The organism is Nocardioides plantarum, assembly GCF_006346395.1.
Taxonomy (GTDB): domain Bacteria; phylum Actinomycetota; class Actinomycetes; order Propionibacteriales; family Nocardioidaceae; genus Nocardioides; species Nocardioides plantarum.
Map to the genome: position 1 here is coordinate 368093 of NZ_VDMS01000002.1, position 13578 is coordinate 381670.

At 72.0% G+C, this 13578-nt stretch carries 14 protein-coding genes; 4 read left to right on the forward strand and 10 right to left on the reverse strand.

The features are described 5' to 3' along the window. Positions 1–18 precede the first annotated feature (18 nt). Both FJQ56_RS13770 and FJQ56_RS13775 read right to left on the reverse strand, forming a co-directional pair. On the reverse strand, positions 19–2157 hold the full coding sequence (locus FJQ56_RS13770) for a PQQ-dependent sugar dehydrogenase (RefSeq protein WP_246084155.1): 2139 nt from the start codon (positions 2155–2157) through the stop codon (positions 19–21). Positions 2158–2329: 172 nt separating this feature from the next. After that, positions 2330–3529 (reverse strand): ROK family transcriptional regulator, encoded by a 1200-nt coding sequence (locus tag FJQ56_RS13775; protein ID WP_246084156.1) that lies wholly within the window; start codon positions 3527–3529, stop codon positions 2330–2332. A 77-nt stretch (positions 3530–3606) separates the two neighbouring features. Here FJQ56_RS13775 and FJQ56_RS13780 point away from each other — a divergent pair, with 77 nt between their 5' ends. Beyond that, positions 3607–4044 carry a VOC family protein gene (locus FJQ56_RS13780; RefSeq protein ID WP_140010134.1) on the forward strand — a complete coding sequence of 146 codons (438 nt, stop codon included), beginning with the start codon at positions 3607–3609 and terminating at the stop codon, positions 4042–4044. An 18-nt stretch (positions 4045–4062) separates the two neighbouring features. Here FJQ56_RS13780 and FJQ56_RS13785 read toward each other — a convergent pair whose 3' ends face one another. The 5 genes from FJQ56_RS13785 to FJQ56_RS13805 form a co-directional block, all read right to left on the reverse strand. Next, complete coding sequence (locus tag FJQ56_RS13785) at positions 4063–5223, reverse strand: sensor histidine kinase (RefSeq protein WP_170215407.1); 1161 nt, start codon at positions 5221–5223, stop codon at positions 4063–4065. 89 nt (positions 5224–5312) lie between these two features. Continuing rightward, positions 5313–5909 (reverse strand): PspA-associated protein PspAB, encoded by a 597-nt coding sequence (gene pspAB / locus FJQ56_RS13790; RefSeq protein WP_140010136.1) that lies wholly within the window; start codon positions 5907–5909, stop codon positions 5313–5315. Continuing rightward, positions 5909–6811, reverse strand: a complete 903-nt coding sequence (gene htpX / locus FJQ56_RS13795) for a zinc metalloprotease HtpX (RefSeq protein WP_140010137.1) — start codon at positions 6809–6811, stop codon at positions 5909–5911. Before htpX ends, pspAB begins: the two co-directional genes overlap by 1 nt. A gap of 37 nt (positions 6812–6848) precedes the next feature. Further along, positions 6849–7139 (reverse strand): PspA-associated protein PspAA, encoded by a 291-nt coding sequence (gene pspAA / locus FJQ56_RS13800; RefSeq protein ID WP_246084157.1) that lies wholly within the window; start codon positions 7137–7139, stop codon positions 6849–6851. Beyond that, on the reverse strand, positions 7136–7921 hold the full coding sequence (locus FJQ56_RS13805) for a PspA/IM30 family protein (protein WP_140010138.1): 786 nt from the start codon (positions 7919–7921) through the stop codon (positions 7136–7138). Before FJQ56_RS13805 ends, pspAA begins: the two co-directional genes overlap by 4 nt. Positions 7922–7994: 73 nt before the next feature. Between FJQ56_RS13805 and FJQ56_RS13810 the strand changes: the two genes are divergently transcribed. After that, positions 7995–8546, forward strand: a complete 552-nt coding sequence (locus FJQ56_RS13810) for a DUF3043 domain-containing protein (protein WP_140010139.1) — start codon at positions 7995–7997, stop codon at positions 8544–8546. An 82-nt stretch (positions 8547–8628) separates the two neighbouring features. Here the strand turns inward: FJQ56_RS13810 and FJQ56_RS13815 are convergent, their stop codons facing one another. Next, positions 8629–9639 carry an aldo/keto reductase family protein gene (locus FJQ56_RS13815; protein WP_140010140.1) on the reverse strand — a complete coding sequence of 337 codons (1011 nt, stop codon included), beginning with the start codon at positions 9637–9639 and terminating at the stop codon, positions 8629–8631. A 59-nt stretch (positions 9640–9698) separates the two neighbouring features. Here FJQ56_RS13815 and FJQ56_RS13820 point away from each other — a divergent pair, with 59 nt between their 5' ends. Continuing rightward, a complete protein-coding gene (locus tag FJQ56_RS13820; RefSeq protein WP_140010141.1) occupies positions 9699–10247 on the forward strand; it encodes a GNAT family N-acetyltransferase in 549 nt (182 codons plus the stop codon). Positions 10248–10316: 69 nt separating this feature from the next. Here the strand turns inward: FJQ56_RS13820 and FJQ56_RS13825 are convergent, their stop codons facing one another. Both FJQ56_RS13825 and dapB read right to left on the reverse strand, forming a co-directional pair. Further along, positions 10317–11993, reverse strand: coding sequence for a M4 family metallopeptidase (locus tag FJQ56_RS13825; RefSeq protein WP_140010142.1), 1677 nt, complete (start codon positions 11991–11993; stop codon positions 10317–10319). A gap of 152 nt (positions 11994–12145) precedes the next feature. Next, a complete protein-coding gene (dapB, locus tag FJQ56_RS13830) occupies positions 12146–12889 on the reverse strand; it encodes a 4-hydroxy-tetrahydrodipicolinate reductase (protein WP_140010452.1) in 744 nt (247 codons plus the stop codon). Positions 12890–12996: 107 nt separating this feature from the next. Between dapB and FJQ56_RS13835 the strand changes: the two genes are divergently transcribed. Continuing rightward, positions 12997–13512 (forward strand): class I SAM-dependent methyltransferase, encoded by a 516-nt coding sequence (locus FJQ56_RS13835; protein ID WP_140010143.1) that lies wholly within the window; start codon positions 12997–12999, stop codon positions 13510–13512. Positions 13513–13578 lie beyond the last annotated feature (66 nt).

The window sequence follows — 13578 nt, forward strand, 5'->3', positions numbered from 1 at the left end:
GACCGTGTGGTGGTGCGGTCAGGGCGCGGTGGTGGGCTCCAGCCTGACCTCGGCGCTCCCGGTGAGCTCGCCGTCGTCGTACTGGGCGACGAAGACCGCGCTCAGGTCGTCCTGACCCGGGTCGTGACCCCCGGGCACCGTGGTGGTGAGCGTGCCGGTGCAGCCGTTGGCCGTGCTCTGCGGGTGGCCGTGGCTGTCGTGACCCAGGATGTAGGTCACGGTGACCTTGCTGCAGTCGACCTCGGTGTCGTCGGTGACCGTCACCTCGTAGGACACGGTGTCGCCGAACTGGAAGGTGTCGTCGGGCGTGGGCGTCACGAACTCGACGACCGGCGTCTGGTTGCCCACGACGATGTCGACGTCGGCCGATGCGTGCCGGCCGCGGTGCTTGCCGCCGACGTCGGTGACGGTGAGCGTCGCGCGGTAGCTGCCTTCGTCACGGTAGGTGTGCGACGGGTTCTTGGCAGTGCTGTCGACGCGGCCGTCGCCGTCGAAGTCCCACGCGTACTTGAGCTGGTCGCCGTCGGCGTCGGTGGTGCCAGCGCTGGAGAACTTGACCTTCAGCGGGGCCAGACCGGCCGAGGGAGTGGCGGTGACCTTCGGCTCGGGGCTGTGGTTGCCCTTGGCGCCGATGAAGTCGATGCGCGAGAGCTGGGCGTCGGGGTTCTCGGCGAAGTAGCCGTCGCCGTACTCGAGCACGTAGAGGGCGCCGTCGGGGCCGAACTCCATGTCCATCGGGTTGTCCACGACGATGCCGGGGATCACGTCCTCGATCGCGGCGACCTCGCCCCCGTCGAGGTGGATGCCCTTGATGTAGTCACGGCTCCACTCGTAGAGCAGCGGCGTGTTGTCGTACTGCTCGGGCCAGGCGACCGGCGTCTTGCCGCGGGTCTTGCGCACGTCGTACTGGTAGGCGGGACCGGCCATCGGCGAGATGCCGCCGGTGCCGAGCTCGGGGAACTCGGGCGAGACGCCGAAGCCGTAGAAGATCTCGGGCTTCTCGACCGGCGGCAGCTTGACCAGACCGGTGTTGTTGGGCGAGGTGTTGCGCGGCGCGGCGCAGTTGAACGGCTTGCCGGAGGTCTTGGTGGCGAAGTCGTAGTCGACGTAGGGCAGCTCGTCGGTGGCGCAGTAGGGCCAGCCGAAGTTGGCCGGCTTCTCGATCTGCACCCACTTGCCCTTGCCGTCGGGGCCGCGGGCGGGGTCGGGCGTCTTGGAGTCGGGCGAGTAGTCGCCCACCCACAGCTTGTCGGTGCGCGGGTGGATCTCGATGCGGAACGGGTTGCGCAGCCCCATGGCGTAGATCTCGGGGCGCGTCTTGGCCTTGCCCGGGCGGAACAGGTTGCCCGCGGGGATGGTGTAGCCGCCGCGCTTGCCGGGCTTGATCCGCAGGATCTTGCCGCGCAGGTCGTTGGTGTTGGCGGCGGTGCGCTGGGCGTCGAAGGCCGGGTTGCGGTTGGGGCGCTCGTCGAGCGGAACGTAGCCGTCGGACTCGAAGGGGTTGGAGTCGTCGCCGGTGGCGAGGATCAGGTTGCCCTTGGAGTCGAAGACGATGTCGCCGCCGACGTGGCAGCAGATGCCCCGGTCGACGGGCACGTCGATCACCGGGCGTTCGGTGTTGAGCTTGACCTTGTCGTTGACGAGCTTGAACTTCGAGACCCGGATGACGCCCTTGTACGGCGCGAAGTCGGCCTTGGTGCCGTCGAGCGGCGCGTCGCCCTCGTTGATCGAGGCGGTGGTCGGGTCGTCGGCCGGTGTGTCGAGCTTGGGTGAGTAGTAGAGGTAGACCCAGGAGTTCTTCTTGCCGTCGAAGCCGGGGTCGAGGGCGATGCTCTGCAAGCCCTCCTCGTCGTGGTTGTAGACGGGGACGCGGGCGGCGATCGAGTTGACCCCGGTCTCGGCGTCGTTGTGCCAGATGACCCCCGCGCGCGTCGTGTGCAGGACGTCGCCGTTGGGAAGCACGGCGAGGTCCATCGGCTCGCCGGGACGGTCGTTGAGGGTGACCTTCTGGAACTGGGCGTCCGGCACCGGGTCCGGAGGATCGTCGTGGCCGGGGTGACCGGCCGCGGGAGAGGTGAGGCCGCCGACGGCGGCGAGGGACAGGGTGACCGAACTGGCTGCGACCGCGGCCAGCACGCCCGAGAGACGTCGTTGCACGTAGTTGCTCCTTGCGGTGGGTGCTGCTCGAGAGACGACCGGGACCTCCCATGCGCCGCACCGGGGCGGCGAGGTGATGGTCGTCACACCGAACCTAGGAGGCGGTCTAGACAACGTCAACCAGGTGACCAACTTACGAAACTCATTTGCGTAAGCGGGAGGGCGTTCTGGGTCAGGTCGAGGCCGCCGCGAAGACCGTCGAGCTGACCAGGCGGGCGGCCCCGATCACCCCGCCCCGCTCGGGCAGCTCGCTGAGCACGATCGGGAGGTTGCCGGTGGCCAGTGGGAGCGAGCGTTGGTAGGCAGTCCCACGGATCTCGGCGAGCAGGGCGTGCCCCAGGCCGCTCACCCGTCCGCCGATGACGATGAGCCCCGGGTTGAAGAACGACACCAGCCCGGCGACCACCTGGCCGACCCGCTGCCCGCTCTCGCGGAGCAGGGTGGCGGCCTCCAGGTCGCCGCGGGCCACCGCCGTACCGATGTCCTCGGCGGTGAGGTGGCCGCGCTCGGCGAGCATCTCGGCCAGGACCGGCGACCGGCCCCGGAGAGCGGCGGCGGTGGCGTCCTCGGCCAGGGCCGCTCCCCCGGCGTAGGCCTCGAGGCAGTCGAGGTTGCCGCAGACGCAGCGTCGGCCGTCGCCGCGGACCTGCATGTGCCCGATGTCCCCGGCGCAGCCGTTGACCCCGCGGTAGAGGTCGCCGTCGACGACCACGCCGCAGCCGATGCCGGTCCCGATCTTGACGAAGAGGAAGTCGCGGGCGTGACGGGCCACTCCGGCGTGCCGCTCGCCCACCGCCATCACGTTGACGTCGTTGTCGAGCACCGCCGGGCAGCCGAGCTCGCGCGCGAGCGTGTCGCGCACCGGGTAGCCGTCCCAGCCGGGCATCAGCGGCGGGGCCACCGGCACGCCCCGCCCGAAGTCGACCGGGCCGGGGACGCCGACTCCCACCCCCATGGGGTGCTCGACGCCGAGGTCGCGCAGCAACCGTCGTACCGCCTCCAGCGCGACACCGAGCACCGCGTCGGGCCCACGGCGGATGTCGCCCGGCACGTGCTCGGTGGCCAGGACCGCCAGGCGGCCGTCGGTGACCCCCACCACGAGGCCGGTGGCCCCGATGGCGATCCCGACGAACCGGATGTCGGCGGCCAGGTCGACCATCGTCGAACGGCGTCCGCCGCGCGAGACGGCGGGCCCGGTCTCGTGGGCGAGCCCGATCTCGGCCAGCCGGCCCACCTCGGCGCCGATCGTGGTCCGCGACACCTCGAGCCGCTCCCCGAGCTCGGTGCGTGACAGCGGGCCGTGGTCGCGCAGCTCGGCGAGCACCCGGGCCTGCATCGCGGTCTCGGCGCGACCGGAGAGGGAGTGCGGCACCGCCTCATCGTGCCACCCCCGGCGGCACCGTCGGACCCGGAAGCAGATCGTCCGCGGTGCGTGGCACCGTCGGGTCCATGAGCCGTGAGCTGCAGGTGACCTTCGACTGCGCCGACCCCGACACGCTGATGCGCTTCTGGTGCCAGGCGCTCGGCTACGTCCCCGACCCGCCCCCGCCGGGCTTCGAGACCTGGGACGCAGCGCTCGACGCGTACGACGTACCGCTCGAGGAGCGCAACACGCGCTCGGCCTGCCACGACCCCGAGGGCACCGGTCCACGACTGTTCTTCCAGCAGGTGGCCGAGGCCAAGACGGCCAAGAACCGGGTCCACCTCGACGTCCGCGCGGCTCCCGGCCTGCACGGCGAGGAGCGGATGACGGCGATCGAGGCCGAGGCCGAGCGTCTGGTCGCCGCCGGGGCCACCCGGCTCGCGCGCTTCGAGCCCGACCCACCGCTCAGCCACGGCTTCATCGTGCTCGCCGACCCGGAGGGCAACGAGCTCTGCCTCGACTGACGCGAGGTGCTGCGTGGGTCAGACCAGCAGCTCGAAGGTCACGGTGGCGCCGCCGCCGGGGGTCTCGGAGATGGCGATCGAGCCGCCGTGGGCCTGCACCACGCGTCGTACGGTGTCGAGGCCGATGCCGGAGCCGCGGTCGTCGTCGCTGAGCCGGACCCGCGGCTCGAAGACCCGCTCGCGATCGGCGGCGGGGACGCCCAGGCCGTTGTCGGCGACCGAGACGGCGACCCGGGTGTCGTCGACCCGGGCGGCCGAGACGGCGATGGCCAGCGGGCGCGTCGGGTGGCGGTACTTCGAGGCGTTGTCGAGGAGGTTCTGCAGCACCGAGCGCAGCTGGGTCGCGTCGCCCACCACCGTCGGCAGCGGTCCGCGCGAGACCTCGACCCCGGACAGCGAGCCGGACAGGTCGCTCAGGACGTCGCCGAGCACCTCGCCGAGGTCGACCGGCTCGGCCGACATCGCCCCGCCGAGGCTGGCGTAGGACAGCACCTCGTCGATCAGCGAGGCCATCCGCCGCGACCCGTTGATGGCGCGCTCGAGGAGCCAGACCGCGTCGTCGGCCTGGTCGTCGTCGGCCAGGCGCTCGCGCAGCATCTCCAGCGACATCGACACGCTCGTCAGCGGGGACTTCAGGTCGTGGCTGACCCGTCCGGCGAACGACGACAGCCGCTCGTTGGACTGCGCGAGCTGGCGGCTGCGCAGCGAGAGCTCGAGCACGTCGACGACCCGCTCGGCCAGGGTGCCGAGCGCCTCGACCTGCTCCGCGTCGAGGGTGCGGGGCTTGTCGTCGAAGACGCAGAGCGTGCCGATGACGACGCCGTCGAGGCTGGTCAGCTGGTGGGAGGCGTAGAAGCGGACGCTGCCGATGGCCCCGGTGACGAACGGGTTGTCGCGGAAGCGGACGTCCTCGCGCGCGTCGGGCACCACCAGCGGCGTGTCCTGGCCGAGCACCGCGGCGCACATGGAGTCCTCGCGCCGGCAGATGCCGGCGTCGAACCCGTAGGCCGCCACCTGGTGCTGCTCGGTGTCGGTGATCAGGTTGACGGTCGCCATCGGGGTCCCGCAGACCTTCGCGGCGAGCTCGACGATCGCCGTGAGCTCGAGTCGTGGGGGATGGCCCAGCACGTCGTACTGATCGATGCTCGCGCGCCTCAGCGCGCCCGTGGTGTCGGTCATGTCGCGACGAGGGTAACCAGAGCGGCGGGTGCGCGCGATCATCCGGATGCCGCCCGGCGTTGCCGGACGCCGTGGCGACGGCTCGGGTGTCAGGTCAGGCCGGGGGCGCCCCAGATCGCCAGCCGGCGAGCCGGGTCGTCCTCGACGGGCAGCTCGGTGCGCAGCAGGTCGCGGACCTGGATCTCGAGCAGCTCCTCGCGGCGCTGCCCGCCCCCGGCCGCGGGGGCGAAGGGATAGAACGTGCCCTGCTTGTAGAGGTAGACCAGACCGACGCCGCGCCCGCTGCTGTCGGCGAACGGCACCAGCGAGCAGAGCAGCGCCGGACCGAAGCCGGCCCCCTCGAGCGTGGTGTTGACGGCATGCAGGTCGGTACACAGCCCCCCGAGGTCGCCCTCCTGGGGGTCGTACGGCGGGTGGTCGACCTCGAGCCAGGTGAAGCCGAACCCGTCGGTGCTGACCCGGACCTGCGGCGCGTCGGTGGCGGCGTCGAGCAGCTCCAGGACACCGCTCTGGGCGTCGGCGAACGCGGGCCCGGCAGCCGCCCGGTAGCAGACCGATCCGTCGCCGGTCGGGACCAGGCCGAGCGCGGCCTGCAGGGTGATCGCCGCCGAGGGCACCTGGAAGAGCGCGTCGAGGTTGGCCTGCTTGGGCTTGGTGCGCCCGAGGATCGAGTCGAGGAGGCCCATCAGCGGGGCCGGTCGAGCTCGGACTGGATCGTGGCGAGCTGCTCGAGTCGCCGCTGCAGCGGCGGGTGGGTCGAGGCGAGGCCCTTCAGGCTGATCGGGCTGATGCACAGCGCGCTCCCGGCGCTGACCTGGCGCAGGTCGCGCGACGTCGACCGCTCGACCCCGCCGGCGATCTTCTGCAGGGCCGAGCCGAGGGCCGCGGGCTTGAGGGTGAGGTAGGCGCCGGCCCGGTCGGCCGACAGCTCGCGGTAGCGCGAGAGGAGCCGCAGCAGCACGAAGCTGACGGCGTAGACGACCATGCTCACGACGAGCACCAGCAGCCACACCGGCGGTCCGTTGTTGTCGCGGCGGCCGCTGTTGAAGAGGCCGAGGCCGCCGTACTGGGCGCCCTGGGTGAGGGTGCCGGCCGCGATGCCGGCCGACGACGCCACCGTCATCACCAGCACGTCGCGGTGGGCGACGTGGGAGAGCTCGTGGGCCAGCACGCCCTCGAGCTCCTCGGCGGTCAGCAGCTGGAGGATCCCGGTGGTCACGCAGACGACCGACCGTGAGGGCGAGCGGCCGGTGGCGAACGCGTTGGGCACGCTGGTGTCGGCGATGCCGACCCGCGGCTTGGGCATGTCGGCCAGGGCGCAGAGCCGGTCGATCATGCCGTGCAGCTCGGGCGCCTCCTGGGGCGTCACCTCACGCGCGCGCATGGCCCGCATGGCCAGGGTGTCGCTCTTGGCCCACTGGTAGACCGCGACACCGATGCCGGCCACGCCGATCAGCACGCCGATGGTGCCGCCGACCACGGCGGCCAGCACCACGACGAGCGCGACGAACAGCCCACCGAGCAGGAACATGACGAGCGTCATCCGGGCGGTCAGCCCGGCGTCGCCGACGAAGCGTGTGCGTGCCATGACCCCAGTGTCCCGGAGGCCCGAAACGGGGCCGACGTCAGCCGGGGATCAGCCCGTCGTCGGCGAGCAGGTCGCGGACCTCGTCGAGGGAGGACTCGCCGTGGGGCAGGATCAGGTCGGACTCGTCGAGGGCGTCGGCCGCGTGCGGGACCCCGACGGTGCGGACGCCGTCGAGCAGGGCGAGCAGGGCCGGGCGGAACGACTCCTCGTCGCCGGCGGCGACCGCCGACTCGACGGCCGCGTCGAGCTCGTTGAGCCGGTCGAGCGCGGTGGCGGCGACGTCGTACTGACCCTCGCCGAGGATGCGGACGATCAGGCCGTCGCTCATCGGGGGGTCTCCCCCTCGGTCTGCTTGGCCAGCGGGTCGGCCGCGCCGGGCTCGGCGGCACCGAGCTGACCGGGGGCCTGCGGGGCCGAGAGACCCTTGAGCCGGGCCAGCTCGAGCTCGACGTCGGACTGGTGGCTCATCGACTCCAGCTCGCGAGAGATGTCGTCGCTCGGGCCGCCGCCGGTCACGTCGTCGAGGGCGCCGGAGGCGATCAGCTCGTCGATGGCGCCGGCGCGGGCCTGCATCTGCGCCGTCTTGTCCTCGGCGCGCTGGACGGCCAGGCCGACGTCGCCCATCTCCTCGCCGATGCCGGACACGGCCTCGTTGATGCGGGTCTGGGCCTCGGCGGCGGTGTAGGTCGCCTTGATCGTCTCCTTGCGGGTGCGGAAGGCCTCGACCTTGGCCTGCAGCCGCTGCTGGGCCAGGACGAGCTTCTCCTCCTCGCCCTGCAGCTGGGCGTGCTGGGCCTGCAGGTCGCTGATCTGCTGGGCGAGCCCGGACTTGCGGGTCAGCGCCTCGCGAGCCAGGTCCTCGCGGTCCATCTGCAGCGCCTTCTCGGCCTGGCCCTGCAGCTTGGCGGCCTGCTGCTCGAGCTGGGTGACCTGCAGCTCGACGCGCTTGCGGCTGGTCGCCACGTCGGCGACCCCGCGGCGTACGTTGGCGAGCAGCTCGAGCTGACGCTGGTAGCTGTAGTCGAGCGTCTCGCGGGGGTCCTCGGCCCGGTCGAGCGCCTTGTTGGCCTTCGCCCGGAAGATCATGCTCATCCGCTTCATCATGCTCATGCGAGCACCCTATGCCGCGGCGGCAAGATCGGCGACGGGCAGCCGCGATGGCAGCCGGTAGGCTGAGCGCGTCATGAAGCTGCGTCGTACGAAGTCCGAAGAGTCCTCCCCGACCGTCACCCTCACCAAGGCCGACGGCAAGGGTCGGCCCACGCCGACCCGCAAGGAGGCCGAGGCCGCCGCCCGTGAGCGCGCCAGGGTCCCCCGCACCCGCAAGGAGCAGAACGCCCGGGCCCGGGCCACGCGCGGCGAGTCGAGCCAGCGCATCCGCCAGGGCATGAAGGACGGCGACGAGCGCTACCTGCTCCCCCGCGACAAGGGTCCCGTCCGCCGCTTCATCCGCGACTTCGTCGACGCGCGCTTCGGCTTCGCCGAGGTCGTCATCCCGCTGATGTTCGTCGCGCTGATCTACTCGCCGCTGGTGATCCCGTTGTTCCTGGTGCTGCTGGTCGACCTGGTCATCCTGCGCCTGCGGCTGCGCAAGCAGCTCGCGCTGCGCTTCCCCGACGCGCCCCTCAAGGGCACCACCTACTACGCCGTCACCCGGGCGATGCAGATGAAGTTCATGCGCCTGCCCAAGCCCAAGGTCAAGATCGGCCAGGCGCTCCCCGAGCACTACCGCTGACACGTGATCGACCCGTCGCCCATGGGCGACGGGTCGATCGCTTTTTCACGCTGACCCGTCGCCCATGGGCGACGGGTCAGCGTCAGCCGAAGCTCTCGGTACGCCGCGGGGACTGGGTCTTGGCGGCGTCGCGCTCGGCGACGTCACCGACGATCTCGTCGATCGCGGACAGCACGTCGGCGTCGAGGGTGACGCCGGCGGCCTTGACGTTGTCGGTGACCTGCTCGGGGCGGGACGCGCCGATGATGGCCGAGGCGACGTTGGGGTTCTGCAGGGTCCAGGCGACCGCGAGCTGGGCCATCGAGAGACCGGCGTCGGCAGCGACGGGCTGCAGGCGCTGGACGCGCTCGAGGACGTCGTCCTCGAGCCAGCGCTTGATCATGTCGGCGCCGCCCTTCTCGTCGGTCGCGCGCGAGCCCGCGGGCAGCTCGGCCCCGGGGAGGTACTTGCCGGTGAGCACGCCCTGGGCGATCGGCGACCAGACGATCTGGCCGAGTCCGAGCTCCTCGCAGGTCGAGACGACCTCGGACTCGATGACGCGCCACAGCATGTTGTACTGCGGCTGGTTGGAGACCAGCGGCACGTGCAGCTCGCGTGCCAGCGCGGCCGCGGCGCGGATCTCCTCGGCCCGCCACTCCGAGACGCCGATGTAGAGCGCCTTGCCCGCGCGTACGACGTCGGCGAAGGCCAGCATCGTCTCCTCGAGCGGGGTCTCGTGGTCGTAGCGGTGGGCCTGGTAGAGGTCGACGTAGTCGGTCTGCAGGCGCTGCAGCGACCCGTCGATCGACTCCAGGATGTGCTTGCGGGACAGGCCGTGGTCGTTGGGCCCGCCGGGGCCGGTCGGGAAGTAGACCTTGGTGAAGATCTCGAGCCCCGCCCGGCGCTCGCCGGCCAGTGCCTTGCCGAGGACGGTCTCGGCCGCGGTGTTGGCGTAGACGTCGGCGGTGTCGAAGGTCGTGATGCCCTCGTCGAGGGCCTGGCGCACGCACGCGAGCGCGGCGTCCTCCTCGACCTGCGAGCCGTGGGTGAGCCAGTTGCCGTAGGAGACGGCCGAGACACGCAGGCCGCTCGCTCCGAGGTTGCGGAATTCCATGCCACCCAACCTAGGAGGTGGATGGGCGGCTGCGATGATCGGGCCATGGTGACTCGGCGATGAGCAACGGACCCACGGCCGACGTCTCGGTGCGCATCGCCTGGGCCGACGACGCGGAGGCGATCGCCGCCCTGCAGGTGGCGGCCTGGAGCGAGCAGTACGCCGGGGTGCTGCCGGCCGGATCGGTCCCCGACGACGCCGCGCCGGTCGCCGAGGCCTGGCGCGCGTCGCTGGCGCGGTCCTCCGACGCCCGCAACCGGGTGCTCGTGGCCCTGGAGCGCAACCGGGTCGTGGGCTTCGCCGTGACGACACCGGCCACCGACCCCGACTGCGACCCCGTCGCCGACGGCGAGCTCGCCGAGCTCGTGGTGATCCGTGCCGAGCAGGGCAAGGGCCACGGCAGCCGGCTGCTGCAGGCCGTGGCCGAGACCCTCGAGGCCGACCGGTTCACGCGGGCGGTCACCTGGGCCATCGCCGGCGACGACGTCCGCCGGGCGTTCCTCGTCGGGGCCGGCTGGGCCGCCGACTCCGCCCACCGCGAGCTCGACGTCGACGGCGGCGGGACGAGCACGATCAAGCAGGTCCGCCTGCACACCGCCCTCGTCTGACCCGGTCGGAGACGGCGAAAGGGCCCGTGCCGGTTCCGTCCGGCACGGGCCCTTCCGATCGGGGTGCCCTCAGCCGACCGCGACCGCGCTCCACGCGGCGGCGACGGCGTCGTACTGGGTGCCGGTGCCGTAGAGGTCGCGAGCCGCGCTGAGGGTGGCGGTGCGGGCCTGGGCGTAGGTGGTCCCGCTGGTGAAGTAGGTCGTCAGCGCGCGGAACCAGATCCGCTGGGCGGCGTCGCGGCCGATCCCGCTGACGGTCGAGCCGTTGCAGGTCGTCGAGCTGTGGGCCTTGCCGCCGATGGTCTTGGCGCCGGACCCCTCGGCGAGCAGGTAGAAGAAGTGGTTGGCCACGCCCGAGGAGTAGTGGACGTCGAGGTTCTTGGTGTCGGCGCTGTAGCAGTTGGGCGAGGACCCGTCGGAGATCGGGTTGTCCATCCGGCGGAAGCCGACGCCCTGGGCGAGGTCGAACTCCTCGCCGATGTAGTAGTCGCCCGGGTCGTTGGCGTTCGCGGCGTAGAACTCGACCATGGTGCCGAAGATGTCGGAGGTCGCCTCGTTGAGGCCGCCGGACTCACCGGAGTAGGTCAGGTTGGCGGTGTTCTCGGTGACGCCGTGCGACATCTCGTGGCCGGCGACGTCGAGGGAGACCAACGGGCCGAAGGAGGTGCCATCACCATCGCCGTAGGTCATCTTGGTGCCGTCCCAGAACGCGTTGACGTAGTTGGCGCCGTAGTGGACGCGGCTGGGGGCGCCGGTGCCGTTGCCGAAGATGCCGTTGCGGCCCAGGACGTTCTTGTAGTAGTCGAAGGTCACCGCGCCGCCGTAGTGGGCATCGACGGCCGCCGACTCGCGGTTGGCGTTGGTCCCGCTGCCGAAGCTGTTGTCGGGGCTGGAGTAGGCGACGCCCTTGACGCAGCCGGCCCCGAGGATCGAGCAGAGGACCGAGTCCTCCTTGTTCTGGGCGTCGGTGGTCTTGGCGTTGCCGTGGGCGGCGTCGGTGAGCGTGAAGGTGCTGCCGCTCCGGGTGACCGAGATCGGGACGGTGCCGCTGTAGAGCGAGGTGCCCTGCCCGTCGGCGGTGTGGATGCCCTCGACCCGGCGGATGACCTGGCCGGTGCGGGCGTCGACGTACGTCGCCAGGCGGCTCGGCGTGCCGTCGGCCTGGACACCGGTGGTCCTGACCTCGTAGGCGAGGCGGGGCGTCGTACCGAGGGCGTCCACGACGAGGCGCGGAGCGGCCTGGGACGCGCGGAGGCCGTCGATGCCGCGGGTGGCGCGGGTCGGCGCGAGGGCCTTCGATCGCGCCGAGGAGGCGCCGAGCACCGGCGCGACCGAGAGGGTCAGGGGCGCCCTCAGCGTCTGGGTCACGCCCTCGAGGGTGGCGTCGGGTGCCTGGTGGACGACGAGGTCGCCACCGAGGACCGGCAGCCCGCGGTAGGTCCGGTCCATCCGCACGTGGGTGGTGCCGTCGGGGTCGGTGAAGGCGTCCTTGGCGACGAGCTCCTGCTCGACGCTGGCGCGGGCCGCGCCCGGGTGGTCGGCCAGGGCGGCGATCGCCCGCGCGGCGAGACGGTCGAGGGACGCGGCCGTCGTGGCGCCGGTCGTGGTGCCGGTCGTGGCGCCGGTCGTGGCGGTCGTGGTGGCGGACGAGCCGCTCGACGGCGCGCTCGTCGCGGGTGCGACCTGGACGCCGAGCGTGCCGACGACCAGGACCGATGCGGCGGCGAGACCCATGGATGTGCGCATGCTGATGCCTCTCGAGAGGTGCGACGCCGGGAGCAGACGCCGTCGCCGACACCATGTCGCGCACACCGCGGCGCGGTCGACCAGGCGTCGGCCCCACGTTTGTGCAACGCAGCAACCTGCAACCCTGCGACCTCGACGGCCGCCCGACGCGGTCAGCCCAGGTCGATGAGGTGCTCCAGGCCGACGGTCAGCCCCGGGTGGTCGCCGATCGCGCGCACGGCGGCCAGCACGCCGGGAGAGAACGACGACCGGTCGAGTGAGTCGTGGCGGATGGTGAGGGTCTCGCCGGGGCCGCCGAGGACGACCTCCTGGTGGGCGACGAGCCCGCGGACCCGCACCGAGTGGACGGGGACGCCGTCGACGTCGGCGCCGCGCGCGCCGTCGAGCGCCGTCGACGTCGCGTCGGGCGCCGCCGCGACCCCCGCCGTACGACGGGCAGCCGCGACGAGCTCGGCGGTGCGGCGTGCGGTGCCCGAGGGGGCGTCGGCCTTGTCGGGGTGGTGCAGCTCGATGACCTCGACCGACTCGAAGTGGGGCGCGGCGAGGGCGGCGAAGCGCATCATGAGCACGGCGCCGATGGAGAAGTTGGGCGCGATCAGGATGCCGCTGCGCGGCGCGTCGCCGAGCTGGTCGCGCAGGGTCTCGAGCCGTGAGTCGTCGAAGCCGGTCGTGCCGACCACGGCGTGGATGCCGTGCTCGACGCACAGCGCGAGGTGGTCCATCACGACGTCGGGGTGGGTGAAGTGCACCACCACCTGGGCTCCGGACTCCACCAGGACGCGAGGGTCGTCGCCCTGGTCGACCTCGGCCACGAGTCGGAGGTCGGGGGCCGCGGCGACCGCACGGCACACCTCGGAGCCGACCTTGCCCCGGGCTCCCAGCACCCCGACCGCGATCTGGTCGACCGCCGTTGCCGCCGTCGTCGTCGCTGCCCGGTCCGCCACGGCGCTCACGTTATATGCCGGTGAGTGATTGCGGGACTCGGTTCTGGCAGGGTGGACGCATGGTGGCGCAACAGATTCCGGCACGGATCCGATGGGCGGTGGACTTCATGGACCCCCAGCCCGCTGACCACGTGCTCGAGATCGGCTGCGGCGCAGGCGCCGCCGCCGAGCTGATCTGCTCCCGCCTCGAGACCGGCAAGCTGTTCGCGATCGACCGGTCCGAGTCCGGCGTCGACCGCACCAAGCGCCGCAACGCCGACGCCATCAAGGCCGGCCGCCTCACGGTCCGCCAGATCGACCTGGCCACGCTGCGGGTCCCGGTCAAGCGGCTGACGAAGGTGTTCGCCTTCAACGTCAACCTGTTCTGGGTGCGCGAGTGTGCCGACGAGGTCGCCCTGCTCCACGAGCGGGTCGTGCCGGGCGGGGCGGTCCACCTGTTCTTCGAGACCAAGATCCCCGAGGACGTGCCCAAGATCGTCAAGGGCGCCTCGGCCGCGCTGTCGCAGGGCGGCTTCCGGGTCTCGGTCGTCGACAACAAGCAGCCGCCGGTCGTCGGGATCATCGGGCGCCGCTGACCCTCGCGCCTGGGGGGACGGTCGTGGACCGTCCCCACCGATGCCTGCCACGCGACGATATGACTA

Excerpts from the sequence above, each read along its gene's own strand:
- FJQ56_RS13780 (WP_140010134.1), top strand. The coding sequence starts at position 3,607 with ATGAGCCGTGAGCTGCAGGTGACCTTCGACTGCGCCGACCCCGACACG.
- FJQ56_RS13785 (WP_170215407.1), bottom strand. The coding sequence starts at position 5,223 with ATGACCGACACCACGGGCGCGCTGAGGCGCGCGAGCATCGATCAGTAC.
- pspAB (WP_140010136.1), bottom strand. The coding sequence starts at position 5,909 with ATGGGCCTCCTCGACTCGATCCTCGGGCGCACCAAGCCCAAGCAGGCC.
- htpX (WP_140010137.1), bottom strand. The coding sequence starts at position 6,811 with ATGGCACGCACACGCTTCGTCGGCGACGCCGGGCTGACCGCCCGGATG.
- pspAA (WP_246084157.1), bottom strand. The coding sequence starts at position 7,139 with ATGAGCGACGGCCTGATCGTCCGCATCCTCGGCGAGGGTCAGTACGAC.
- FJQ56_RS13805 (WP_140010138.1), bottom strand. The coding sequence starts at position 7,921 with ATGAGCATGATGAAGCGGATGAGCATGATCTTCCGGGCGAAGGCCAAC.
- FJQ56_RS13810 (WP_140010139.1), top strand. The coding sequence starts at position 7,995 with ATGAAGCTGCGTCGTACGAAGTCCGAAGAGTCCTCCCCGACCGTCACC.
- FJQ56_RS13815 (WP_140010140.1), bottom strand. The coding sequence starts at position 9,639 with ATGGAATTCCGCAACCTCGGAGCGAGCGGCCTGCGTGTCTCGGCCGTC.
- FJQ56_RS13820 (WP_140010141.1), top strand. The coding sequence starts at position 9,699 with ATGAGCAACGGACCCACGGCCGACGTCTCGGTGCGCATCGCCTGGGCC.
- FJQ56_RS13825 (WP_140010142.1), bottom strand. The coding sequence starts at position 11,993 with ATGCGCACATCCATGGGTCTCGCCGCCGCATCGGTCCTGGTCGTCGGC.
- FJQ56_RS13835 (WP_140010143.1), top strand. The coding sequence starts at position 12,997 with ATGGTGGCGCAACAGATTCCGGCACGGATCCGATGGGCGGTGGACTTC.